Source organism: Aeromonas australiensis (assembly GCF_000819725.1).
In the GTDB taxonomy this organism is placed as follows: Bacteria; Pseudomonadota; Gammaproteobacteria; order Enterobacterales; family Aeromonadaceae; genus Aeromonas; species Aeromonas australiensis.
Window position 1 is genome coordinate 1 of sequence record NZ_CDDH01000003.1, and the last position, 24673, is coordinate 24673.

Consider the following 24673-nt stretch of genomic DNA (forward strand, 5'->3'; position numbering starts at 1 on the left):
CCAGTGAGCCAGTGAGCCAGACTACCCAACCAAGGGCGCCAAACAAGGCGCCCTTTTTATAATCCCTTGAATATCGAGAAAGTGTGACCGAATTGCCATCCAACCCATTGCGGCTCCATCGGGAATTGTTAGAATTCACCCCTCTCTATAAAGAGGTAGAACATGCCTGTGTTGCTGCGCATGCTGGCCAGGCTGGCACTGGGGGGATTCTTTCTCGCCTCGGCCGGATTCAAGCTAGCCTCCCCCGCCCTGTTTATCACACAGATCGCGGCCTTCGGCCTGATCTGGCCATCACTGATCCCGCCGGTGGCCTGGGGCTTGATCGCCCTTGAGCTCTGCGCCGGGCTTGCGGTCATCGCCAACCGGCGCTGGGGATTGTGGCTGGTGATCGGGCTGCTCGCCCTGTTTATTCCGGTGTTGGGCTATGGCGTTGCCATCGGGCTCGACATCTCTTGCGGCTGTCTGGGCAGGGCTGATCTCGGCTCGTTGCCGGAGGCTATTGTGCGGGATCTGCTGCTACTGACGCTTGCGGGCGCCCTGCTGCGAACTTCCCGCCCCGTTTTTCCCGTTCTAAAGGAGTAGTGACATGATGACATTGCGATCCCGCACCCTGCTGGCCTCACTGATCGCCGCCAGCTTTGCCCTCGGTGGCTGTGGCGACAACCAGTTCGAGCAGGAGGTGAAGCTGGAGCAGTCGGCGGTACAGCTGGCACAGGAGGCGCAGCAGGGGGGCTATCAGCTGCTGACCGTGGCCGAGCTGAAGACCCGGATGGACAAGGGTGAGGAGCTGGTGATCATCGACACCATGCCCTATGAGGTCTCCTACAAGAAGGAGCACATCCCGGGCGCCAAAAACTTTGTCTTTGTGAAAGAGGCCAAGGCCGGTGACAACTGGAGCGAGATTGTCGAAGGGAGCGGCACGGCGGAGCAGTTCCAGGCGCTCTTGGGTGAAGACAAGTCCCGCCCTGTGGTGGTCTACTGCGGCTTCGTCAAGTGCGGCCGCAGCCACAATGCCGCCGCCTGGACGGTGACTCAGGGCTATCAGCAGGTCTATCGGGTGCCTGGCGGCATCTTCGCCTGGAAAGGCGCTGGTTATCCAGTTTCAGCCAAATAACACCGCTTAAACTCTAGACACCATTAAGCCCGCAGATACGGGCTTTATGGTGTCTAGTTCCCCCTTGAATTAGCGCCTTACCAAGGCGACCACCTGGTTGTCGATAAGACGGGCCTTACCCAGGTAGGCAGCCATCAGGATCACCAGTTGCGTGCTCTCGTCAGTGGCAGATTCGAGGGTGGCAGCATCGACAATGTCGATGGCATCGGTACGGAAACCGGCATTGTCGAGGCGCTGGCTGGCCTGCGCCACCAGCGACGGCAGGTGGTGATCACCCGCTTCTATCTGTCCGGCGATCCAGTTCATGGTGCGCGCGAGCTCAGGGGCAATGGCCCGCTCGGCGCCAGTCAGGTAGCCGTTGCGCGAGGAGAGCGCCAGCCCGTCCTCGGCCCGCACTGTGGGCACGCCGATGATCTCGATGGGCATCGCCATGTCGGCCACCATCTTGCGAATGAGCGCCAGCTGCTGGTAATCCTTCTGGCCAAAGCAGGCCACATCGGGCTGTACCAGATTGAACAGCTTGGTGACGACAGTGCTGACCCCACGGAAGTGCCCCGGGCGCAGCGCCCCCTCCAGCAGATTGGAAAGGCCGGGCACCTCAACGAAGGTCTGGCTAGCCAGCCCCTGCGGATACATGATCTCCGGGGTCGGGGTGAACACCATGTCGACGCCAGCCGCTTCCAGCGCAGCGCAATCCTGCTCCAGAGTGCGCGGGTAGTTGGCAAGATCCTCGGCCTTGTCGAACTGCATCGGGTTGACGAAGATACTGACCACCACCTTCTCGGCATGGCTATGCGCCTGTTCAATCAGAGTGAGATGACCCTGATGCAGGTTACCCATGGTGGGCACGAAGGCGATGGCACGCCCTTCACGGCGCCATTGAGAGATCTGCTCACGCAGAGCGGCAGGATTGTTAACAACCAACATCGGCAGTTCACCTTCAGATGAATCAAAAAGATACGGGTTACATCAGCTTGACAGGATGACGACACGGGGGCACAGGCCCCCGCTCTCATCGATAGGGCATCACATCAGTTGAAGCAGTGCTCCGGGCCGGGGAAGCTCCCTTCACTCACCTGCTGGACATAGAGGCGGATGGCGGCACGCACATCACCGGTCTCGGCCAGGAAGTTCTTGCTGAACTTGGGCACATAACCGGAGGTGACACCAAAAGCATCGTGCATCACCAAAATCTGACCGTCGGTCGCGGGGCCGGCACCAATGCCAATCACCGGGATCCGCAGCGCCTTGGTAATGCGCTCGGCCAGAGCAGTGGGCACACATTCGAGCACTAGCAGCTGGATACCGGCCGCTTGCAGTTCGAGGGCCTGACGGTAGATCTCCTGGGCCTGAAACTCGTCGCGTCCCTGCACCTTGAAACCGCCAAAGACATGGACGGATTGCGGAGTGAGACCGAGGTGACCGCACACCGGCACCCCGTTGCGGGTGAGGTGGCGGATGGAGTCACACAGCCAGTCCCCTCCTTCCATCTTCACCATGCGGGCACCGGCCGCCATCAGGCGGGCAGCGTTCTGGTAAGTCTGCTCAGGGGTGGCGTAGCTCATAAAGGGCATGTCGGCGATGATCAGCGCGCTGCTGGCACCACGGGCCACACAGCGAGTGTGGTAAACCATCTCATCCATGTTGACCGCCAGGGTATCCTGCCCTCCCTGCAATACCATGCCCAGTGAATCGCCGATGAGCAGCACGTGAGCGCCCTCGTCGTCGAACAGCTTGGCAAAGGTGGCATCATAGGCGGTGATGGCGGTGAACTTTTGACCTTCCTGCTTCATCTTCAGCAGGCTGGCAGTGGTGATCTTGCTCATAGAGGCTCCTGTACGTCTGCACGCGGGGCAATGATGGCCAAATCATTGTGCGGGCAGCGGGCAACCAGTCGGGCAAGCGGGGTGCCGCAGGGCAGCACCAGAGCAGGCGCAATTTCGGCAAGGGGCAGCAGCACGAACTCCCGCGCCTGCATGCCATAGTGGGGTACGATCAGGCGCTCATGGTTGATCACCTGCTCCCCATAGAGCAGCAGATCGAGATCCAGTGTTCTCGGTCCCCACCGCTCATCTTTGCGCACACGTCCCTGTTCCAGCTCGATTTTTTGTAATTGGTCCAGCAGCGCAAGGGGCGCCAGCCGGGTATTGATCCGGGCCACGGCATTGACGTAGTCCGGTTGGTCAGCAGGGCCCATGGGGCGGCTGCTGTAAAACGACGAGGCCTCCACCAGCACAGATTCCGGCAACCTTGCCAACGCGGCAACGGCGCAACGAGCCTGACCCAGCGGGTCAGACAGATTGGAACCAATGGCGATGAAGACCTCGGTCATCACGTCTGTTGTCACTCGGCCACTTTCGGTTTGCGGCGACGGGGGCGACGACGGTTTCGGCTGTTGCTGCTGCGCTTCTCGCCATCGTGGCTACGGACCTCACCGCGCTCACCGCTAGCCGGGCGACGGGTCGCTTCCCGTTGCAGTTGCGGACGCACATCCGGATTGGAGGCGACATAGCGCTCCCACCAGCTGGCCAGCTCGCCAAGACCACGCTCGACCCGGTTGCGCAGCAACAGGAAGTCGAACGCCGCACGGAATTTCGGATGCTCCATGGCCCGCTCCGGGTGTTTGCCCTGACGGCGGGTCAGCCGCTGTTGCAGTGCCCAGATATCGCGAACGTCAGTGGTGAAACGGCGGGGAACGGCGATGACTCGCACCTGATTGTCCAGCACCTCGTTGACCGCCAGCATGAAGGCGTCATACCAGGGCAGGCCACTCTCGTTCTCCAGCACGCGAGCACGGGCCTCGACACAGCCCCACAGCAGGCTGGCGTAAAGGAAAGCGGGAGTAACACGTTTCTCTTCACGCACCCGGGTATCGGTGTCGATCAGTGCCAGTTCGATAAACTGCTCGTAGGGCGAGTTACCGTGCGGGGTGAACAGGGCTGCTACTTGCGGGAACAGTTGTTGGAACAGGCCATAGTCGCGCAGCAACTTGTAGGTCGCCAGACCGTCGCCAGCCAGGAACAGCTTGAGGGTCTCCTCAAACAGGCGGGCCGCCGGAATATCCTGCAGCAGCGGCGCCAACTCCCTGATGGGGGCCGCGGTACGCGGGCTGATGGTCATGTCGAGCTTGGCGGCAAAGCGCACGGCGCGCAACATCCGCACCGGGTCCTCGCGGTAACGGGTCTCGGGATCACCGATCAGCTCCAGCTTGCGCTCGGCCAAATCTTCCAGCCCGCCCTCAAAGTCGTGCAGGGTGAAATCCTTGGCGCTGTAGTAGAGAGCATTGACGGTAAAGTCGCGGCGCTCGGCATCCTCTTCGATGGTGCCGTAGACATTGTCGCGCAGCAGCATGCCTTCATCGGACTGGGCCGACACATGTTTGCTGGTATTGACCTGATGGTGGTGACCCCGGAAGGTGGCCACTTCGATCACGTCACGACCAAAGACAATGTGGGCCAGCCGGAAACGACGGCCAATCAGGCGACAGTTGCTAAACAGCGCTTTGATCTGCTCCGGCGTCGCATCGGTAGCGATATCGAAATCCTTGGGTCTCTTCCCAAGCAGCAGATCCCGGACTCCGCCGCCGACCAGGTAGGCCTCATAGCCCCCCTTGTTCAGGCGATAGAGCACCTTGAGTGCATTCTCGCTGATCTCTTTGCGCGAAATCGGGTGCTGGTCACGACTCAAGGTACGACGTTGTCCGGTGACACGGGCCGGAAGGGAGGACTCCACCGACTGCTCGCCGTCTTCCTTGCCGAGCACTTTGCGGCAAAAGTTTGCGATCTGGGAAAAAATGGTACACCTCGTTATGACTTCAAATTGACGGGAGGCCAAAAAAATAGCGGCCTATGATAGCTCACGCCTGACCAAATGAAAAACCATGTGGCTACTTCAGCTCATTTCAATCAAACCGGGCCAAAAAAATAGCGTTCTACCTGTGCATAGCTCACGCCTGACCAAATGAAAAACCGTGCTGACACATTGATCCCGCATGAAACCGTCTGCCAGCGAAAATAGCGGTCAATCTGCCCATAGCTCACGCCTGACCAAATGAAAAACCATGTGGCTACTTCAGCTCATTTCAATCAAACAGAGCCAAAAAATAGCGACTTATCTGCACATGTCTCACGCACTGTTACACGAAAACCGGCCCTCTTTACTCAAGGTTCAGCGGGATCTTCTCGCTGGCGGGCACCCGTTCGAGCTGCCAGTTGGCGATGCTCCAATGGATGATCTCGTCGATCCCGCTTGCCATCAGCTCGGGGGGCGGACACTGGCCGAGGAAGTGCAGCGCCTGCCACAGGGCCGGTCGCACCTCATCCTGTGCCAGCGCTGGCGCATGGTTCTGCTTGGAGAGCTTATTGCCATCAGCCAGCACAGCCAGCGGTAGATGCACCCAGTCGGGCACTGGTGCGCCCAGGGTCTGATAGAGAGCAATCTGGCGCACCGTGGGCTCCAGCAGATCGGCGCCACGCACGATCTCGGTGATGCCGCTGTCCATATCATCCACCACCACCGCCAGGTTGTAGGCGTAGAGCCCGTCGCGACGGCGGATGATGAAATCCTCCTCGGCGAGCGCCGCCGGTACTGCAATATGGCCCTGCAACCGGTCATCGAAGTGGTAGACCGGATGGTGCTGGCGCAAACGGGCGGCAGCGCCCTCGGGCGTCAGCCCAAGGCTGCGGCAGTGGCCGTTATAAAAACCGCCACTGGCCATGATCTCCCGCCGGGTACAGCGGCACCAGTAGAGATCCCCCGCCCGATAGAGCTGATCGATGATCTCGTCATAGCGGCCATGACGCGCACTTTGAAACATCACCTCCCCATCCCACTCGAGACCGTATGCCTCAAGGGTTTTGAGGATCAGGGTCGCCGCCCCCGCCATCTCCCGCGGCGGATCAATATCTTCAATCCGCACCAGCCAGCGTCCCTGTTGCGATCTGGCCTGCAAGAAGCTGCCGAGGGCGGCGATCAGCGAACCAAAGTGAAGCGGACCAGAGGGAGAAGGGGCAAAGCGGCCAACATAAGGGCGCGCAAGGGGTGAGGACAGGGTATTCACTGGCATGATTGTTCGGGTTAGCGATTCATTGAGGCAGCATTCTGGGGCGCTACCGCCAAAAGCTCAATAAAAAAGGGAGCCCGCGAGCTCCCTTTTCCATATACCAGAGGGTCGGGATCAACCGGCCATCTGTTTTTCCTTGATCTCGGCCAGCGTCTTGCAATCCACGCACAGCTCTGCGGTCGGACGCGCTTCCAGACGACGAATACCGATCTCGATACCGCAGTGTTCGCAGTAACCGAAATCATCATCTTCGAGCAGCAGCAAGGTCTTTTCGATCTTCTTGATCAACTTGCGTTCACGGTCGCGGGTACGCAGTTCAAGAGCGAATTCTTCCTCTTGCGCGGCACGGTCCACGGGATCCGGAAAGTTGGCAGCCTCGTCTTTCATATGATCGACGGTACGATCAACTTCCTGCATCAGTTGGTTGCGCCAGGCACCCAGGATCTTGCGAAAATGCGCCTTTTGTTGGTCATTCATGTACTCCTCACCCGGCTTTTCCTGGTAAGGCTCTACACCCGCAATGGCCAGGGGGCCCAGAGATTTCCTGTTTTCGCCTGTTGGCATGCCCTGTCTCCTAATTTCAGCACGCTACCCGTGCCATCCATAAATTGAGGGCGACATCTATAGCAGAAGGGTAACGGGTAAGCAAACAAGCCGTACCAATAATGTTACCCACTCCAATATTTATGCACTCCCCTCGGGTAACAGGTGACCAGGTTCGAATGGGATAAACCCTTGAGCCACCATGCCTTGTACCCCAACATGGGGTCGATAGCATAAAATTTCAACCCCCGCCGCCATTGCCTGCCCAATTAGCAGACTATAGTGCGGATCTATATGGGTTGCAGGGCGCATCCGGCTTATTCCGGTGTGCAACACCATAAACAGCAGCACGGCTCTATGACCCGCCGCCTTCATGGCCATCAATTCACGCAAGTGCTTGGCACCACGGGCGGTGACCGCATCGGGGAAGTAGCCCATGCCCGGTTGCTCCCGCTCGTCGAGCAGGGTCACCGATTTTACCTCGATGTAACAATTGCCCTTCTCGTCATCTTCCAGCAACAGATCGATGCGGCTGTTCTCTTCGCCATACTTCACCTCGGTACGCAACCGGCTGTAACCCGCCAGCGGAGCGATGGCCTCCTGCTCGATCAGTTCCCGGGCGATCTGGTTGGCACGAGCGGTATTGACGCAGATAAAGTGTCCCGCCGGGCTCTCGGCGATCTCCCAGCTATTGGGTAGCTTGCGCTTGGGGTTATCGGAGGTGGAGTACCAGACCCGGGTGCCCGGATCGGCGCAGCCGGTCATGGCACCGGTGTTGGCGCAGTGGATGGTAATGACCTCGCCGTTATCGAGTTGCACATCGGTCAGAAAGCGCTTGTAGCGGGCCACCAGCTGGCCCGATTGCAGGGGGGGATCAAAGATCACGGGTTTGCCCTCCGCGCGCCTTCTTTTACCCGGGCTCGCAGCGGCCAGCAGGCAAGCGGCTGGTAGCGAACCCCGTCCGGGGTCGAGATGGATTGATAGAGGCAGAACTCATCGGCCTGCAGCAGAAAATTTGGGACTGGCAGGTTGGCCGGTGCCTCACCCGCCTTACGCGACAGGGTAACATGGGGACGATAACCCTGCTCGCCATTGCCAAGGCGCAACTTCTCGCCGTGGCGGCGCAGCGCCTTTGCCAGCACGGTCAGCTCGTTGGGCCACTCCTTCGGGCCAATCCAGGCGGCCTTGGCCCGGCTGAACCAGCCGGTCTCATCCAGCCTGATGGCGAACGGCGGACAGTGTTGACGCTCCACGGCGGCGATCAGGCGGCGGGTGGTCAACTCGTCAGCCTCCCCCAGAAAGGCCAGGGTCAGATGAAGGTTGGCTTGCGGCACCGGCTGCCCGGGCCAGGGCTGCTGATCGCGCCAGGCGATGATCTCGGGGGCGAGATCCTTGACGGGCAGGGCAAAGAAGAGTTTGGCCATGTGGTGATAATGCCTTTTTCACGCTCATTGGATGGGCCCATTCTATGGCAGCCATCCGGCCATGTCTCGCCACCCTCCCGCCCGAGCGGCCATCTGTGCACATCCACTCACGTTGGCGCGGGTGGCTGTGGCAGAATAGATGCCGTTTTATCGGTTGCCACAGAAGGTGCTCATCGCTTTGTCCCCGCTCCCCATCGTTTCGGTATTGCCCGAACTCTTTGCCGCCCTCGACAGCCACACCAGCGTGATCCTGCAGGCGCCCCCGGGCGCGGGCAAATCGACCCTGCTGCCGCTGGAGCTGGTGCGTCAGAACCGGCTGCCCGGCCGCATCATCATGCTGGAGCCAAGGCGGCTGGCGGCGCGCAATATCGCCAGCTTTCTGGCGCGCCAGCTGGGGGAGAAGGTGGGCGAGCGCATCGGCCTGCGGGTACGCGGTGAGAGCCGCACCAGCTCAGCGACCCGGCTCGAGATCGTCACCGAAGGGGTGCTGACCCGGATGTTGCAGCAGGATCCCGAGCTGACTGGCGTCTCGCTGGTCATCTTCGACGAGTTCCATGAACGCAGTCTGCACGCCGATACCGCATTGGCCTTCGCCATCGAGAGCCAGCAAGGGCTGCGCGATGACCTCAAGCTGCTGGTGATGTCCGCCACTCTGGATGGCATGGCGCTTGAAAAGTTGCTGCCGGATGCCCCTGTGGTTCGCTCCGAGGGGCGCGGTTTCCCTATCGATTACCACTACCGCCCCGCCAACCGCCAGCAGTGGCTGGAGCCACAGGTCGGCGCCGTGGTACTCGAAGCGCTGGCCGATCAAGATGGCAGCCTGTTGGTCTTTCTGCCGGGACAGGGTGAGATCGAGCGGTTGGCGCAGTGGTTGGCAGACAAACTGCCGGACGACGTGACCCTCGCCCCCCTCTACGGCCGCCTCGACATGGCAGCCCAGCAGGCGGCTATCGAACCGGCCCCTGCTGGCCGCCGTAAGCTGGTACTTACCACCAATGTGGCGGAGACCTCCCTCACCATCGAGGGGGTCTCGGTGGTGATCGACTGCGGGCTGGAGCGACGGGCCTCCTTCGACTTGAAAAGCGCCGTCACCCGACTGGAGACCCGCCAGATAGCCAAATCCTCCGCCACCCAGCGGGCAGGCCGTGCTGGCCGTCTCGGCCCCGGGGTCTGCTACCGGCTCTGGAGCAGCGAGGTGCAGGAGCGACTCGCCGAGCAAAGCCCGCCAGACATCCTCACTCAGGAGTTGACCGGCCTGCTGATAGATGCCGCCCAGTGGGGGGCAAAGGTGGAAGATCTGCCACTGCTGGACATGCCCCCCGCCGCCGCGGTGGCCTGCGCCCAGCGGCTGCTGGTGGCCCTTGGCGCCATGAAGCCGGAGGGTGAGCAACAACTTACCCCGGCTGGCCGCGCCATGGCCGCCTTCGGTACCCACCCTCGCCTCGCCCGCATGCTGCTGCGCGCCCGCGAGCTGGAAGCTGACGGTCTGACAGGGATTGTCGCCGATGCCGCCTATCTGGTGGCGTTGCAGGACGAAGATCTGCGAGGATCGGAGCGCCTTTCGGTGCTGTTCCACCGCCGTCAAGGCGCCCTGCGTCAGGGGGCGGCCCGCTGGTTCGAGCGGCTTGGCGCCCGCCCTGCCACTGCGCAGGGTCAGTGGCTCGGGCTGCTCTGTGCCCTCGCCTGGCCGGATCGCATCGGCAAACTGCGCAGTGGCAACCGCTATCAACTCAGTGGTGGGGTAAGCTGCGATCTGGTAGAAGGCCATCCCTGTCAGGGACAAGCCGCCCTCATCGCCATCGAGATGGGGCAAAATGATCGTGGCAGCCGCATATTTATTGCCGAGCCGGTCGATCTGGACGAGCTGGTACGCCTGCTACCGGAGCTGGTGAGCGAACGGCAGTGGTTCGACTGGGATGAGCGGGAAGAGCGGGTGCGCGCCGAACGCCAGCAGGTGATCGGCGAGCTGGTGCTGAGCCAGCGACCGCTGACCGAACTCTCTGACGAGCAGAAAGGGCGCTGCCTGCTGCAAGGCATTCGCCGCAAGGGGCTGCATGTGCTGCCCTGGGACGAAAGCAGCGAAGGGCTGCTGGCCCGCCTGCGCTGCGCCCATGACTGGCTGCCCGAGGAGGGGTGGCCCGCGATGGATGAGGGAAATTTGCTGGCCACGCTGGAACAGTGGCTGCTGCCAGCGGTGAACGGCATGACCCGGCTGGAGCAGCTGAAGAAGCTTAACCTCGGCGACATCCTGCGCCAAGCTCTGCCATGGCCACTGCCCAAGCGGCTGGATGAGGCGCTGCCGAGTCACTTTGCGGCGCCCACCGGCAGCCGGGTGCGGATCCGCTACCAGCCGGGACAGGCACCGGTGATCCCGGTACGCATTCAGGAGATGTTCGGGCAAGGTTCGACCCCCTGCGTGGCAGATGGCAGGGTGCCGCTGGTGGTGGAGCTGCTCTCCCCCGCCCAGCGGCCGCTACAGATCACCGCCGATCTGGCCGCCTTCTGGGCAGGATCCTACGAACAGGTGAAGAAAGAGATGAAGGGGCGCTATCCCCGCCACTACTGGCCTGACAATCCGCTGGAAGCGATGCCGACCAGGGTCACCAAAAAGAAGATGGGGATGTAGGTTGATGCCTAGCATCGCTAAGCCCGACTCCAGCAGACGCCCCTCACCCGGGTCCTCCCGGAGGGAGAGGGCAGCGAACGAGGTGGGTATTTCCCCCTTCTCCCCTTGTGGGAGAAGGGTTGGGGATGAGGGGTTAGCATCCATTTGCCTGGCGAATATCTGGCGACATGAAACCCAGCATTCAGATGCGAGGGGTTAATCCCGCTCGGACCTTCGCGAATGCGACATAACAAGTAGAAAGGAAAGCAAAGAGGATTTATGGCAACCCGACGACGCAAGAGCCCCCCCAAGAAGGCCGCGCCCAAACGCACCATCTGGCGCAAGCTGTTCTGGCTTGGCTTCAAGCTATCCCTGGTGGTGGCGGCCTTTATGGTCGTGTTCGGCATCTACCTCGATACCAAGGTGCGCGAGCGCTTCGATGGCGAGAAGTGGCAGTTGCCAGTGATGGTCTACAGCCGCCCGCTGGAGCTCTACCCCAGCCAGCGCCTGTCGCGGGACCAGATGCTGCGCGAGCTCAACATGCTGAGCTACAAGCAGGTGCGCCAGCCTCACTCGCCGGGTGAATACACCATCAACGGCAACCGCATCGAACTTATTCGCCGCCCATTTGCGTTTTATGACGGCGCCGATGGGGCCCGGGGTCTGCGCCTCACCTTCAACGGCCCGCGTCTTGAAGGGATCCAGTCGCTGGAGAACCAGCGCCAGCTCGGTTACGCCCAGATGGACCCGGTGCTGCTCGATCGCCTCAATACCGAAGATCGGGAAGATCGCCTGCTGGTGCGCATCGCCGAGGTGCCCGACAGCCTGCTGGTGACCCTGCTCACCACCGAAGATCGCGACTTCTACCAGCATGGTGGCGTCTCGCCGGTGGCCATCATGCGCGCCATGTTCGCCAACCTGATCGCGGGTCGCACCGTGCAGGGGGGCAGTACCCTGACCCAGCAGTTGGCCAAGAACTTCTTCCTGACCCGTGAGCGCAGCCTGTGGCGAAAACTGCAGGAAGCCTACATGGCGGTACTGATCGACTATCGCTACAGCAAGGACGAGATCCTCGAGTCCTACCTCAACGAGGTCTATCTGGGGCAGAACTTCTCGCAAGGGGTCTATGGCTTCGGCCTCGCCTCCTACTTCTACTTCGGTATTCCGGTCAACGAGCTGGATATCGATCAGGTCGCCCTGCTGGTGGGGCTGGTGAAAGGTCCCTCCTATTACGATCCCTGGCGCTTCCCGGAGCGGGCCAAGACCCGCCGCGATCTGGTGCTCAAACTGCTGATGGATCACGGCAGCCTGACCCAAGCCGAATATGAACTGGCCAGCCGCCAGCCCCTCGGCATCATCGCCCGCGGCCAGATGAGTTATGGCCGAACCCCGGCCTTTATGGGACTGCTCAAGCGAGAGATCCAGAGCCGCTTCGGCGCCGATCTGCTCAAGCAATCCGGCCTCAAGATCTTCACCAGCCTCGACCCCATCGCCCAGCACGCGGCCGAACGGGCGGTCGAATCGGGCCTCGCCGATATCGAAAAACAGCGGGGCAAGAAGCAGCTGGAGGCGGCCATGGTGGTCTCCGACTGGCATAAGGGCGAAGTGGTGGCGCTGGTGGGGGGTCGCGATCCCCGCTACGCCGGGTTCAACCGGGCGCTGGATGCCCGCCGCCAGATCGGCTCGCTGGTGAAACCTGCGGTCTACCTCACCGGCCTCTCCAATGGCCTGACCCTGGCGACCCCGCTGAAAGATCAGCCGATCCGCATTCGCGGTCAGGATGGTCAGCTCTGGACGCCGCAAAACTACGATCGCAAGTTCCGCCAGAGTGTGCCGCTGATGGATGCGCTAGCCAGTTCCCTCAATGTGCCGACCGTTAATCTGGGACTGCAGGTCGGGCTGGAAAAAGTGGTGGATACCCTGCACAAGCTGGGGGTCAAGCAGGAGATCCAGCCCTACCCGTCGCTGGTACTGGGAGCGGTCGCCCTCTCGCCGATGGAGGTGAACCAGATGTATTTGCCCATCGCCAATCAGGGGCTGACCCAGCCGCTGTCGGCTATCCGCGCCGTGGTCAAGGGAGATGGTCGATTGCTCTATCAGCATGATCAGACCGCCAAGCGGGTCACCGACAGCCAAGCAAGCTGGCTGACCCTGTTCGCCATGACCAAGACGGTGAGCCAGGGTACGGCTCGCGCCCTCAGTGCCAAGTTCCCGGGCGCCACCATGGCGGCCAAGACAGGCACCACCAACGAGCTGCGCGACTCCTGGTTTGCCGGGATGGACAACAACGAGCTGGTCAGTATCTGGGTCGGTCGAGACGACAACACCCCGGCGGGCTTGACCGGCGCCAGCGGTGCCCTGCAGCTCTTTAGCGGCTACATGAGCCAACGGGGCGTCAACAGTCTGGGGCTGAAGATGCCAGAAGGGATCACCTGGGCCAACTTCTCCCGCGCCAGCGGTACCCGGGTCACCAGCGACTGCCCGGGCAGCCTGCAGGTGCCGGCCAAAGCCTCCACCATGGGCTCCCCGGCCGGTTGCGCCAGCAGCGCGACGCCACGCAGTGCGCTGGATGAGTGGTTCGGCGGTTTCTTCAACTAGATCAACGACACGGGCAGCGCAGGCTGCCCGGTCACTCTGCTGCTGACAAGGAAGAACAATGACCTTTCCGTTGTTTGACGCCATCCACCATGTGGCCATCATCGCCAGCGATTACCCACGCTCGCGCCACTTCTACCACCAGGTGCTGGGACTGCCCATTATCAATGAGACCCTGCGCGAGGCGCGCCAGTCGTGGAAACTGGATCTGGCCCTGCCGGACGGCAGCCAGCTGGAGCTGTTCAGCTTTCCGGCCCCACCCGAGCGCCCCTCCCGTCCAGAGGCGTGTGGTCTGCGCCATCTCGCCTTTCGGGTCAGCGATCTTGACCGGGTCATCGCCCACCTGCTGGCCCATCGGGTTGAGGTAGAGCCGGTGCGGGTGGATGAGCTGACCGGCAAGCGCTTTACCTTCTTCGCCGACCCCGACGGTCTGCCGCTGGAGCTCTACGAAGCGCTGCGCTGAGCCTGCATCGACCAAGCCATCAGCCAAACAAAAAGCCGCCCGGTTGCTACCGGGCGGCTTTTGTTATTGTTTTAGATTATCAGGCGGTAGTCAGCATAACGACAGCCAGCGCCATCACCATCATGCCAGCCCAACCGACAGGCTTGAGCCGCTCACCGAAGAAGAGCAAACCACCCAGCGCCGTACCGACGATGCCGATAGCCCCCCAGGTGGCGTAGGCAACAGCCAGGTCAATCTTGCCGCCGCTTACCGCTTCCGAGAGCAGGGTAAAGGCGCCGAGTACCAGCATGATCCCGAGGAATCCCCACCCCTTGTAACGAAAACCCTTGGAGCGGTTGATAGCCATGTTGGCGCCAATATCGATCAGTGCGGCACCCAGTACAATCACAAACGGACTCATGCTGTGGCCTCCACTTCTACTGACTTGTCTGCGGGCTCATCATGGGTCTCCCCCATGGTCACCATAACAATCCCCACTATCGCGAGAGCCAGGCCAATCAGCTCCTGCACGGTCACATCGTAACCAAGGAACATGACCGACACTATGGTGATCAAGGTGATCCCGAGTCCCTCCCAGAGCGCAAACGCAATACCAATGGAGATTGTTTTGGCGGCTTTCGCCAGCAACCAGTACGAGAAACCGATCAACAGCCACATCGGGATGTAGTTCATCCAGCCAGCTCCCTGCTCGGGGATCATGGCCATGCTGGAGGTACCGGCGACCTCGGTCACGATGGCGCCGGTCAAAAACAGCCGGGCCAGAAACATACGACTTAATAACATATAAGATGCCTTTGTTGCTTCGACGGGAGAGATGTTACCCGGAGCGCAGCAGTATGCGACAATCGCTCAGCGTCGATTATTCCGACGCTGAAGGTTTGCCTTGCCTTGGTTCGGCACGCTAAGGTGATGGTGAAAAACTCCGCCATGGCCCGTAAAGCATGAAGCTATATCAGATAGAACTCTTCGTAGAGTCCGCCAATAGCGGCTCTATTGCCAACACCGCCCGTCGCCTCGGCAAAAGCCGCAGCGCCGTCAGCACCTCCATCGCGGCACTAGAAGTTGAGCTGGGCGTCGAACTTTTTGAACGAGGCGCCAACCAGAGCCGCCTCACCGAAATCGGCGAGCTGGTGCTGGATGACTGCACTCGCCTGCTGCAGGCAGCCAACAGCCTGCAGCAGAAGTGCAAACATTACGCCTCGGGGGCCGAAGTGGCGCTGCGGGTTGCCCGCGATGACGCCATTCCCGAACCGGTGTGGCGCGAGATGCTAACCAAGCTGCACAACCAGTTCCCCGGCACCAGTATCTCGCTGGTGCTCGCCTCCCCACCCGAGTTACCCGCGCTGGTGGAGGAGGGCTTCGTTGATGCCGCTTTTGGTCTCATCACCGAGGATCAGGAGCGCAGCGGCCTCAATATCGAGGTGCTCAACCCGATCCGCACCCTGATGGTGGTAGCTCCGAACCATCCACTCGCCGGATTGAAGCGGGTCAAGCAGCAAGATCTGACCGATCACACTCAGGTGACCCTCTCTTATGTCGATGAGTTTTCTGTAAAAAGCCTGTTGCCAGTAGGTGGCATGCACATCGGCCTCTCCAGCTTCGAGTTGATGCGCAATGCGGTGCTGGACGGGCTGGGCTGGGCGGTGCTCCCCTCGCCTCTGATCCAGAGTCAGCTGCGACAAGGCTCCCTGCTGACCCTGAAGCACAAGTTCAGCCTGCAGTGGCGCGAATATGGCGTTTACCTGGCAGAGAATGCCTATCACGGTAAGGTGTTGGCCTGGTTGAAAAAATCGATCCAGGGATATCTTGAGCCTTTCGAGTAGAACTCAAAGAGACAGCGCCAGCTCACGTTCTACACTTATCCGAGTGATCCGAGCGAATGTGATCGTGCATACTCTTCACATACTCATTGAGCGCCGGAGGCGTAACCGATATGAGCAGTGCCCAAGACAAGGACGATATCTGGCTGGATGACGACATCATCGAACTCGATGATGAGGAGACCGTTAGCCCCAAGGCACTCAACCCATGGCAAGTGCTGATCGTGGATGATGAGCCGGATATCCATCATGCCACCCGCCTGGCCCTCTCCAATATTCAATACAAATCCCGCCCGCTGGAACTGCTCAATGCCTATAGCGGCGCCGAAGGGGGCCGTATGCTGGAGGCCAATCCCAGAATTGCGCTGATCCTGCTCGATGTGGTGATGGAGACCGAAGACGCAGGTCTGCGGCTGGTGCACAAGATCCGCAACGAAATGCACAACTCGCTGGTGCGGATCGTATTGCGTACCGGCCAGCCCGGCCAAGCCCCCGAGCAGCGGGTGATCCTCGATTACGATATCAACGACTACAAGACCAAAACCGAGCTGACGGTACAAAAGCTCTACACCACTGTCATCGCATCCCTGCGTTCATACGAAACCCTCAGTGCCATCGACAAGAGTCGGCAGGGGCTCGGCAAAATTCTCGAAGGGGCGGGCGACCTCTACCATCTTCATTCACTCAAGGAGTTTGCCTCCGGCGTGCTGAAACAGATCAGCGCCATTCTCGATGTGGGCACCGAAGGGGCTATCTGCGCCGAGCGCCGCCCTGGCGAACAGGGGCTGGAGATCCTGGCCGCCACCGGCGATTACGAGGCACTGCTGGAGGAGAAGAACCTTGATGATTTTCCGGCCCTGCACGAATCGGTCATGAAAGCGTTAAGCGAGCGCTGCAACCGCTTTGAACACCCGCAGGACTCCCTCTATATTGCCGCCCAGAATGGTCGCGAGTTCGTATTGGGCTTTACCCCGACCCAACCGCTGGACCCCCTCGAATGCGATCTGCTGGATGTCTTCTGCCAGCGCATCTCGGCGGCCTACGACAACCTCTATCTCTACAACCAGCTGCTGCGCGCCCAGGAGGCCACCGTGGTGGCGCTGGCGGCGCTGGCGGAATTTCGCGACTCCGATACCGGCGAGCATGTCTTGCGGGTACAGAAGCTCTCGGATGCCATCGTGGCAGAGTTGAGGCAGATGGCGGCCTATCCCGAGCAGCTGACCCCAGAGTTTATCGAGATGATCGGTATGGCCTCCATCCTGCACGATGTGGGCAAGGTGGGCACCCCGGATCATATCCTGCACAAGCCCGGCCGTTTCGACCCGGAAGAGCGGGCCGTCATGGAGCAGCACGCCGGTATCGGCGCCAATATCCTGCACAAGGCGGGCGAAATGGTGGAGGGAACCAGTTACCTCTCGCTGGGGGCAGAGATCGCCCGGGGCCACCATGAGCACTACGATGGTAAAGGCTACCCGCAGCAGCTGGCAGGCCAGCAGATCCCGCTGTCGGCGCGGATTGTGGCGGTGGTCGATGTCTTCGATGCCCTGCAGAGCAAGCGCCCCTACAAGGAGCCCTGGACGCTGGCGCAAACCATGGAGTATATCCAGTCCCGCTCCGGCACCCAGTTTGACCCTCATGTGGTAACCGCTCTGTCGCGACTGGTCAACGAGTCGAGACTCCCCTACTCGATCTGACACCATCGCTCGTCACTCAGCATGCCCGGCCGGTGACCAAGGTCAGCGGCAGGGCATCAAAACAGCTGTTTTGTTGCATCCCTTACACATCAACGCGCCGCAAACCGGAAACATCACCCTTCTTTGTTAGCGATGTCCGCTGAAATATGGTCATTTAACATCACATCGCTATAATATCGGCCTGCAAACCTGATACTAACAACGAAGGAATTATCATGAGCCTGAACCTGGTACCGGCTGGCAAGAGCCTGCCCGACGATATCTATGTCATCATCGAAATCCCGCAGAATGCCGACCCGATCAAATACGAAGTCGACAAGGACAGCGGTGCTATTTTCGTCGATCGCTTCATGTCTACCCCGATGTTCTATCCGTGCAACTACGGCTACGTGAACGCGACCCTCTCTCTGGATGGTGACCCCGTCGACGTACTGGTTCCGACCCCCTACCCGCTGCTGGCCGGTTCCGTCATTCGCTGCCGCCCGGTTGGCGTGCTGAAGATGACCGACGAATCTGGTGAAGATGCCAAGATCGTTGCTGTGCCGCACTCCAAGCTGACCAAGCAGTACGATCACATCCAGGATGTGAACGATCTGCCGGAACTGCTGAAAGCCCAGATCCAGCACTTCTTCGAGCGTTATAAAGAGCTGGAAGCGGGCAAGTGGGTCAAGGTGGAAGGTTGGGGCGACAAGGCTGCAGCCGAAGCCGAGATCAAGACCTCTGCCGAGCGTTACGCTGCCAAGTAAGCGTCACCCGGTATGAAAAAGGCGCCTTATGGCGCCTTTTTTGTCGGTGTTTGCGGTCGCAGACCGGTTGTATCTCCGGCAGGATTGCCCTGAATGTATATTTCACGGCCATCTTTCCGGTAGGGGCGATAGTAATCAGCGCCACAGCGATAGCTGCCGCCCGGCTGACTCATCAGCTCGCAGTTGACCGGCAACACCTCCAGCCACTTGATGGCCCGTTGGTAACGCAGCCACTCCTGCCATTCATGCTCACGCGCCAGCTGATCGCGCAGGGCAAAGGTATCCGCAACGGACATCCCCTGGTTCACGATCACCGGACCAGCCATGGCTGGCAGGCTGAGCAGCACTGACAGCACCATGATCCAAGGCTTCATAGGCCCTCCAGAGTGACTTAATTTCACAATTAAATTAAAAGTCACATCAATCTGTTATCCAGATCACAAAATGAAACATCCGCAAAGTGATGGTGAGTCACCTAGTTGTTAAGTATCGCCCACAGCAGGAAGCACCATCATGAAGTCGATCTCCGGTCTGCTGCTTTGTCTCACTTTATTTACCAGTGTTAGCACCACAAGCAACGCCAGCGAGATCAATATGAGCTGGCAGTGGCAATCCAGCGATGGCCAGCGCAAGCACTTTCAGCTGACCATGAACGATCGGGTGATGGCCGCCAGTCGTCACGAGATGAGCCTGCTGGAGGCAGCCCTCACCAATCCACTGGAGACACTCTACGCCTACATCAGCCCACGGCTCTACAATAGCATCAACCAAATCAACCAGAACAGCCCCGAGACCGCTACCAAGTTTAGTAATCTGGAACAGGCTTTCACCATCCGTGACGACAGCATGGAGTCGATGCTGTTCTGGCAAGCCTACCAGCAGTACCAGGCAGATGCCTTCTACCAGATGCGGGTAGTACCCTGCGTTCACCCCTCTAACCGCAAGCTGCCTTGCGTGCGTCCCGATTACTCCCAGCTCTTCTACCACTTCAAGGGTCACCTCAAACCACTGGCGCAACAGTTTGCCGCCGAGGATCTCGCCACCAGCGTCAGCCTGCTGCAAGAGTGGCTGAACGCTATCCCGACCCAGCCGGAGCAACAGGATCACTTTGCACCACCGCTACAGGCTTTGCAGAACAACAAGGCAGACAGTGACGAGAAGGCGCTGCTGATGGCCAGCCTGCTGGCGGAGCTGGCCCCGCAATATGTGCTCAGCATCATCTATCCGGATATCAGTATCGGCAGCGTCTCCCCTGCCTGGCTGGCCATTGCAGCAGACAGTGGCGTACCCGGCGATGTAGTGGTGATCAACAATCAGCGCCATGTACTGCTGACCGGCTCATCCCTGCTGGCGCAACAAATGACCATGGCCAAGATCCCTCTCATCAGCGAGTCGCTCTACTGACGCAGACAGCTCAGACCAGCTGCCAATTCATTGATTTTTATCGATGTCATGCCATCCTAACCGCCCTTGCCAGCCAACCTAATGACTGGCGGGGCGCAGCCGCTTCTGAATTGCGATTTTATTTAACACTTCTTAAACAGATCCGATCGGTTTAGGATGAAGCTCGCCCATTCCCTCAATCCGAAACTCGTTATAACATAACAAATGGAGTGTCATCAGGATGAAACATCTGGTACTTACTTTGGCGCTGCTGCCATCTCTGGTCTTTGCTCACAACGTCAAGGATGGCAGCCCGGTTCCGCTGGTCAATGTCGCGGATAAGGGCGAGCTGGTGCTCAACGGCAAGGATATCGGCTACCAACCGTGGCAAAGCACCGCGCTTACCGGCAAGGTCTTTCTGATCCAGCATATTGCCGGTCGCTCCAGCGCCAAGGAGCTGAACGCCCCGATGATCGAGGCGATCAAGGCCGCCAAGCTGTCCCACGACAAGTACCAGACAGTCACCATCATCAACAGCAATGACGCCATCTGGGGTACCTCCGGCTTTGTGAAGAGCAGTGCCGAGGATAGCAAGAAAGAGTTTCCCTGGTCTGCCATGGTGCTGGATGCCAAAGGCATGGCGCGCAATGCCTGGGGCTTGGCGCCAGAGAGCTCCGCCATCATTCTGCTGGATAAAGAAGGCAAGGTGCTGTTTGCCAAAGATGGTCGGCTCGATGCCAACAACATTGCAACCGTGATGGGGCTAATCCAGTCCCATCTCTAAGCCAGAAAACAGGGGCGCTGATAGCGCCCCTTTGATAGGGGTCTATGGGTCGTACCAAGCTGAACATCTGGATCTTGCTGCTGGGCTGGTTATGGCTGCAGCCCGCCCTTGCCCGGCATCAGCTTGAATCCGCCCTCCCCGGCCACGATAGCCATCACTGCCTGGTTTGCGCCCTCCATCTGGATGGCAAGCAAGTCATCACAGCTACCCCCTATTGTTTCCCCAGTTCAACCTCTGTTCTGCCCACCGTGGCACCCATGCAACGATCGGCGGATACCACCACGCTGCACACCTATACCATCCGGGCGCCGCCAGCCTCTGCTTTTCTCTATCCATTTGTTTAATTTCGCTATTTTTTGAAAAAGGATTAAAGATGAAAGCAGTTACCCTGTTGCTGGCCGCTGCGGCCTTTGGTGCACACGCCAATCACGACGAACACGAGAGCCACAGCCACGGCGCCCACGAGCATGGCCACGGCCACCTCAATCTGGTGGTCGATGGTGACCAGCTGATGATCGAGCTGCAGGCGCCTGCTGCCGATCTGGTGGGTTTCGAACACGCAGCCAAGAGCGAACAAGAGAAGGCGCAATACGCCAAAGCCATCGCTCAACTCAAGCAGCCTGACGCCCTGTTCCGCTTCGACCCGGCCGCTGGCTGCAAGCTGACCCAGCAGGAGCTTCAGGCTACCAAGAAAGAGCATGAGCATAAGCACGACCATGACCATGACCATGACAAGGCTGCCAGCGACAAACATGAAGACCACCATGGTCATGACGAAGCAGGTCACGCCGATATGGGCGCCATGTACACCTACACCTGCGCCACGCCGGCCAAACTCACCAGCCTTGAGGCGACCCTGTTCAGCGTCTATCCAAGCCTTGAGAAGCTGAGCGTGCAGGGGATCCTGCCCGGCGGTCAAACCGCAGCCGAGCTGACCCCATCCGCCAACAAGCTGAGCTGGTAACGTCATGAAAAAAGCCGTGGTTGAGATCCGCGACCTGACCTTTGCCTGGCCAGGTGGCGATGCTGTACTCGATCTGCCCGCCCTCACCATCAGCGAAGGTGAGCGGGTCTTTATCAAGGGCCCGTCGGGCTCCGGCAAATCGACCCTGCTCGGGTTGCTGGCCGGGATCCAGAGCGCCAACCACGGCACCCTGGAGGTGCTGGGCCAACCATTGGCCCGGCTCTCTGGCCGTGCCCGTGACCACTTCCGGGCGGCCAATCTGGGTTATATCTTCCAGCAGTTCAATCTGCTGCCCTTTCTCTCGGTGCAGGACAACGTGACCGCTGCCCTCACCTTTTCGCCCACCAAACGGGCTCGCCTGCAAGGGAGTCCGGAGCAGGAGGCACGCCGTCTGCTGGCGGAGCTGCAACTGCCGGACGAAGCACTACATCGCCCGGTGCACGCCCTCAGCATCGGCCAGCAGCAGCGGGTTGCCGCCGCACGAGCGCTGATCGGCTCGCCGCCACTGGTGATCGCCGACGAGCCCACCTCGGCCCTCGACACCGACAACCGGGCCGCCTTTATCAAGCTGCTGTTCGAGGAGTGCGACAAACAGGGCTCGACCCTGATCTTCGTCAGTCACGACCCTTATCTCGAACCTCTGTTCCCGCGGGTCGAAAACCTGCAACAGCTCAACCGGAGGGCATCATGCTGAGCACCGTTCAACACTGCGTCTCCCTGGTGAATGCCATGCCTACCCACGCGGTACGACAACAAAACCGGAGGGTCACGTGCTAAAGCTAGCCCTGCAAAGTCTCTGGGCCCGCCGCCTCACCGCCGGGCTCACCCTGCTGGCCGTCGCCATCAGCGTCACCCTGCTACTCGGGGTGGAGCGGGTGCGCACCCAGGCCCGTGAAAGCTTCTCCAACACCGTCTCGGGGACCGATCTCATCGTTGGCGCCCGCTCCGGTCAGGTGAACCTGCTGCTCTACTCGGTGTTTCGCATCGGCAACCCCACCAACAACGTGGGGTGGGACTCCTATCAAGCCATCAAGCAGCAACCCGGTATTGCCTGGACCATACCGCTGTCGCTCGGTGACTCCCATCGGGGGTTTCGGGTACTCGGTACCAATGGCGACTACTTCACCCACCTGAAGTACGGTCAGCAGCAGTCGCTGCAACTGCGCGAGGGGCGGCCATTCGACACACCGTTTGAAGCTGTGCTGGGCGCTCAGGTGGCGGAAAAGCTCGGCTATCAGCTGGATCAATCCATCGTTATCGCTCATGGCGCCGGCAACACCTCGTTCAGCCTGCATGACAACCTGCCGTTCAAGGTGGTGGGTATTCTGGCGCCGACCGGCACGCCCATTGATCGCACCATCCATGTGCCGCTGGCGGGGATCGAGGCGATCCATCTGGGTTGGGATACCGGCCGTCATAGCAAGAACGTCACCGCCGAACAGGCGCTGGCGCAGGATCTCACCCCGAAAACCATCACCGCCTTTATGGTGGGGCTCAGCAACCGGATCCTGGCGTTCCAGCTGCAGCGTAGCGTCAACACCTACCCCAGAGAACCCTTGATGGCGATCCTGCCGGGGGCCGCCCTGCAGGAGCTTTGGAGCCTGATGAGCGTGGCGGAAACTGCTCTGTCAGTGATCGCCGGTTTCGTGGTGGTGGCGGGCCTGATCGGCATGCTGACCACATTGCTGGCGGGGCTTAACGAGCGGCGCCGGGAGCTAGCCATCTTGCGATCCCTCGGCGCGGGCCCTGCCCATCTGTTCCTGCTGCTGGCGCTGGAGGCAATGGCACTGACCACGGCCGGCATCGCCCTCGGGGTCGCCGTGCTCTATATCGGGCAGGGGCTTGCCACGCCCTGGCTGCTCAGCCACTATGGCCTGCAATTAAGCTTGGGAGTGCCGAGCGCCTACGAATGGCAGTTGCTTGGCATGGTGTGGCTGGCAGGCATGGTGATCGGTCTGCTCCCAGCCGCCCGCGCTTACCGCTACAGCCTGAGCGATGGCATGAGCATTCGCGTCTAGCAAGACGACCCAAATTGAAACAGAAGGACAGATGATGAAGTGGAAAATCGTGGCGCTGCTCGCCAGCCTGCTGGTGCTGCCCGCCCTGGCCGCCGATTACAAGACCATCGACTGGGATGTGCTCATCCCGGAAGGGGAAAGACTGCTGCCACCGCCCCAGGTCAATCACGAAGATCCCATGTCGATGCCGCAGCCGGTGGGCGGGGTGAACAAGAAGCTGGACAACCAGAATGTGCGGATTCCGGGCTTCGTGGTGCCGCTGGAAGGGGATGCCAAGAAGATCACCGCCTTCCTGCTGGTACCCTACTTCGGCGCCTGCATCCATGTGCCGCCGCCCCCCACCAATCAGGTGATCTATGTGAGCTACCCCAAGGGGGCACCGGTGGATGATCTGTGGGACGCCATCTGGGTCAAGGGCAAGATGCGCACGGTCAGCTCCAGCCACGAACTGGCCACCGCCTCCTACTCGATGGAAGCGGTCGAGGTGAGCGTCTACGAGGAGTAATACTCCCGTTGCAAAAAAAGCGGCCTCCACGGAGGCCGCTTTGTTATCTTGGCATCCCGGTTGGAGTAACATTCAGCTCCAGAACCTGTGCGAATGGAGTCAGCATGGCAGACCTCCCCCCCCCGAAGAAAGAGAGTTCGATCCTGAGCAGCCAGGAGCAGACCCTGCGTCTGGCCCGCAGTCGCGGCATCGATGGCATGCTCACCCGCAACAGCGACAGCACCTTCGAACAGCGCGCCACCTTTCGCCAGCTGGCGGATCAAGCCGCCCGCCAGCGCAATCTGGAAGCCATCATGGTGATGGCCTCTCGCCACTGCGAAGAGACCGCCGCCGGCGGCGAGATGGACAGCGACTGGCTGACCCGCTTCCTGCAACTGGCGGAAGATATCAGCATGGTGCCGATGCAACAGCTGTGGGGGCGGATCTTCGCGCTGGAAGTCGCCACCCCGGGCCGCTTCTCCATCCGGGCGCTCGCCACCCTCAAAGAGATGACCCAGCGCGAGGCCCAACTGTTCCAGCGCATCTGTGCACTGACCTGCCACTACACCGGCAGTGACGATCAACGGCTGCTGCTGGGGCTGCACAAGGGGGCCACCCTGCTGAGCCGCGCCAAAGCCACCCGCCTCGGCCTTGGCAAATACCGACTGCCCTACAACGCCCTGCTGCAGCTGTTTGAACTGGGGCTGTTGCACCGCGCGGAGCTGGAGTCCGGCCCGCTGCCTGCCGATGGGGTCGAGCTGGAGTTCGGCAACCAGCGCTGGCGGCTGCAGTGCAAGCAGAACAACATCACCCTGCTCTACTATCGGCTCACCCCGGTGGGCAACGAGCTGGCCCAGCTGCTACGAGAGCTGCCGCTGGAGGAGTACCTGCAGGATCTGAAAACCGTACTGGTGCAGGGGATCCAGATTGAAGTGATGCAGCTTGTAAGCCCCCCCTCCTCACCCGCTCCCGAC

27 protein-coding genes are annotated in these 24673 nt (G+C 60.5%); 16 read left to right on the forward strand and 11 right to left on the reverse strand.

The window, feature by feature from the left end:
• Positions 1-162 precede the first annotated feature (162 nt).
• Together BN1117_RS00870 and BN1117_RS00875 are read left to right on the forward strand one after the other, a co-directional pair.
• Positions 163-582 carry a MauE/DoxX family redox-associated membrane protein gene (locus tag BN1117_RS00870; protein WP_040094122.1) on the forward strand — a complete coding sequence of 140 codons (420 nt, stop codon included), beginning with the start codon at positions 163-165 and terminating at the stop codon, positions 580-582.
• 4 nt (positions 583-586) lie between these two features.
• Positions 587-1114, forward strand: coding sequence for a rhodanese-like domain-containing protein (locus BN1117_RS00875; RefSeq protein WP_040094124.1), 528 nt, complete (start codon positions 587-589; stop codon positions 1112-1114).
• A gap of 69 nt (positions 1115-1183) precedes the next feature.
• Here BN1117_RS00875 and panC read toward each other — a convergent pair whose 3' ends face one another.
• From panC to thpR, 8 genes are all read right to left on the reverse strand, one after another.
• Positions 1184-2041, reverse strand: a complete 858-nt coding sequence (gene panC / locus BN1117_RS00880; protein ID WP_040094126.1) for a pantoate--beta-alanine ligase — start codon at positions 2039-2041, stop codon at positions 1184-1186.
• A 104-nt stretch (positions 2042-2145) separates the two neighbouring features.
• A complete protein-coding gene (panB, locus tag BN1117_RS00885) occupies positions 2146-2940 on the reverse strand; it encodes a 3-methyl-2-oxobutanoate hydroxymethyltransferase (RefSeq protein WP_040094128.1) in 795 nt (264 codons plus the stop codon).
• Entirely contained in the window at positions 2937-3446 is a 510-nt protein-coding gene (gene folK, locus BN1117_RS00890) for a 2-amino-4-hydroxy-6-hydroxymethyldihydropteridine diphosphokinase (protein ID WP_040094130.1), read from the reverse strand. The genes panB and folK overlap by 4 nt, the downstream gene beginning before the upstream one ends.
• An 11-nt stretch (positions 3447-3457) precedes the next feature.
• Positions 3458-4948: a polynucleotide adenylyltransferase PcnB gene (pcnB, locus tag BN1117_RS00895; RefSeq protein ID WP_040094132.1), complete on the reverse strand. Its 1491-nt coding sequence runs from the start codon at positions 4946-4948 to the stop codon at positions 3458-3460.
• 322 nt (positions 4949-5270) lie between these two features.
• Positions 5271-6179: a tRNA glutamyl-Q(34) synthetase GluQRS gene (gene gluQRS / locus BN1117_RS00900; protein ID WP_040094134.1), complete on the reverse strand. Its 909-nt coding sequence runs from the start codon at positions 6177-6179 to the stop codon at positions 5271-5273.
• 111 nt (positions 6180-6290) lie between these two features.
• The gene (dksA, locus tag BN1117_RS00905) at positions 6291-6740 is read right to left on the reverse strand and encodes an RNA polymerase-binding protein DksA (protein WP_040094135.1); all 450 of its coding nucleotides are present in this window, start codon (positions 6738-6740) and stop codon (positions 6291-6293) included.
• 120 nt (positions 6741-6860) lie between these two features.
• Positions 6861-7604: a DNA/RNA nuclease SfsA gene (sfsA, locus tag BN1117_RS00910; RefSeq protein ID WP_040094137.1), complete on the reverse strand. Its 744-nt coding sequence runs from the start codon at positions 7602-7604 to the stop codon at positions 6861-6863.
• A complete protein-coding gene (gene thpR / locus BN1117_RS00915) occupies positions 7601-8143 on the reverse strand; it encodes an RNA 2',3'-cyclic phosphodiesterase (protein WP_040094138.1) in 543 nt (180 codons plus the stop codon). Before thpR ends, sfsA begins: the two co-directional genes overlap by 4 nt.
• 178 nt (positions 8144-8321) lie before the next feature.
• Here thpR and hrpB point away from each other — a divergent pair, with 178 nt between their 5' ends.
• The 3 genes from hrpB (at position 8322) to gloA2 (ending at position 13806) form a co-directional block, all read left to right on the forward strand.
• Positions 8322-10769, forward strand: a complete 2448-nt coding sequence (hrpB, locus tag BN1117_RS00920) for an ATP-dependent helicase HrpB (protein ID WP_040094167.1) — start codon at positions 8322-8324, stop codon at positions 10767-10769.
• 258 nt (positions 10770-11027) lie between these two features.
• Entirely contained in the window at positions 11028-13346 is a 2319-nt protein-coding gene (mrcB, locus tag BN1117_RS00925; protein WP_040094139.1) for a penicillin-binding protein 1B, read from the forward strand.
• 58 nt (positions 13347-13404) lie between these two features.
• Positions 13405-13806, forward strand: coding sequence for an SMU1112c/YaeR family gloxylase I-like metalloprotein (gene gloA2 / locus BN1117_RS00930; RefSeq protein WP_040094140.1), 402 nt, complete (start codon positions 13405-13407; stop codon positions 13804-13806).
• Positions 13807-13885: 79 nt separating this feature from the next.
• Here gloA2 and BN1117_RS00935 read toward each other — a convergent pair whose 3' ends face one another.
• Complete coding sequence (locus BN1117_RS00935; RefSeq protein ID WP_040094141.1) at positions 13886-14206, reverse strand: SMR family transporter; 321 nt, start codon at positions 14204-14206, stop codon at positions 13886-13888.
• On the reverse strand, positions 14203-14589 hold the full coding sequence (locus BN1117_RS00940; RefSeq protein ID WP_040094144.1) for a DMT family transporter: 387 nt from the start codon (positions 14587-14589) through the stop codon (positions 14203-14205). Before BN1117_RS00940 ends, BN1117_RS00935 begins: the two co-directional genes overlap by 4 nt.
• 158 nt (positions 14590-14747) lie before the next feature.
• Between BN1117_RS00940 and BN1117_RS00945 the strand changes: the two genes are divergently transcribed.
• The 3 genes from BN1117_RS00945 (at position 14748) to ppa (ending at position 18066) form a co-directional block, all read left to right on the forward strand.
• A complete protein-coding gene (locus tag BN1117_RS00945) occupies positions 14748-15629 on the forward strand; it encodes a LysR family transcriptional regulator (RefSeq protein ID WP_040094146.1) in 882 nt (293 codons plus the stop codon).
• Positions 15630-15739: 110 nt separating this feature from the next.
• The gene (locus BN1117_RS00950) at positions 15740-17320 is read left to right on the forward strand and encodes a response regulator (RefSeq protein ID WP_040094148.1); all 1581 of its coding nucleotides are present in this window, start codon (positions 15740-15742) and stop codon (positions 17318-17320) included.
• A 215-nt stretch (positions 17321-17535) separates the two neighbouring features.
• A complete protein-coding gene (ppa, locus tag BN1117_RS00955) occupies positions 17536-18066 on the forward strand; it encodes an inorganic diphosphatase (RefSeq protein ID WP_005335667.1) in 531 nt (176 codons plus the stop codon).
• Positions 18067-18092: 26 nt separating this feature from the next.
• Here ppa and BN1117_RS00960 read toward each other — a convergent pair whose 3' ends face one another.
• Positions 18093-18440, reverse strand: a complete 348-nt coding sequence (locus BN1117_RS00960) for a hypothetical protein (protein WP_040094150.1) — start codon at positions 18438-18440, stop codon at positions 18093-18095.
• Positions 18441-18579: 139 nt separating this feature from the next.
• Between BN1117_RS00960 and BN1117_RS00965 the strand changes: the two genes are divergently transcribed.
• The 8 genes from BN1117_RS00965 to BN1117_RS01000 form a co-directional block, all read left to right on the forward strand.
• Positions 18580-19470, forward strand: a complete 891-nt coding sequence (locus tag BN1117_RS00965) for a hypothetical protein (RefSeq protein ID WP_040094152.1) — start codon at positions 18580-18582, stop codon at positions 19468-19470.
• A gap of 220 nt (positions 19471-19690) precedes the next feature.
• A complete protein-coding gene (locus BN1117_RS00970; protein WP_040094154.1) occupies positions 19691-20233 on the forward strand; it encodes a YtfJ family protein in 543 nt (180 codons plus the stop codon).
• A gap of 44 nt (positions 20234-20277) precedes the next feature.
• Positions 20278-20577 carry a DUF2607 family protein gene (locus BN1117_RS00975; RefSeq protein ID WP_040094156.1) on the forward strand — a complete coding sequence of 100 codons (300 nt, stop codon included), beginning with the start codon at positions 20278-20280 and terminating at the stop codon, positions 20575-20577.
• A gap of 29 nt (positions 20578-20606) precedes the next feature.
• The gene (locus BN1117_RS00980) at positions 20607-21197 is read left to right on the forward strand and encodes a DUF2796 domain-containing protein (protein WP_040094158.1); all 591 of its coding nucleotides are present in this window, start codon (positions 20607-20609) and stop codon (positions 21195-21197) included.
• Positions 21198-21201: 4 nt separating this feature from the next.
• Positions 21202-21891 carry an ABC transporter ATP-binding protein gene (locus BN1117_RS00985; RefSeq protein WP_040094160.1) on the forward strand — a complete coding sequence of 230 codons (690 nt, stop codon included), beginning with the start codon at positions 21202-21204 and terminating at the stop codon, positions 21889-21891.
• Between the two features lie 76 nt (positions 21892-21967).
• Positions 21968-23215 (forward strand): ABC transporter permease, encoded by a 1248-nt coding sequence (locus BN1117_RS00990; protein ID WP_040094161.1) that lies wholly within the window; start codon positions 21968-21970, stop codon positions 23213-23215.
• A gap of 31 nt (positions 23216-23246) precedes the next feature.
• Positions 23247-23720: a DUF3299 domain-containing protein gene (locus BN1117_RS00995; RefSeq protein WP_040094163.1), complete on the forward strand. Its 474-nt coding sequence runs from the start codon at positions 23247-23249 to the stop codon at positions 23718-23720.
• A 104-nt stretch (positions 23721-23824) separates the two neighbouring features.
• Positions 23825-24673: TIGR03899 family protein (locus BN1117_RS01000; RefSeq protein ID WP_040094165.1), on the forward strand; the 849-nt coding region annotated here is incomplete at its 3' end.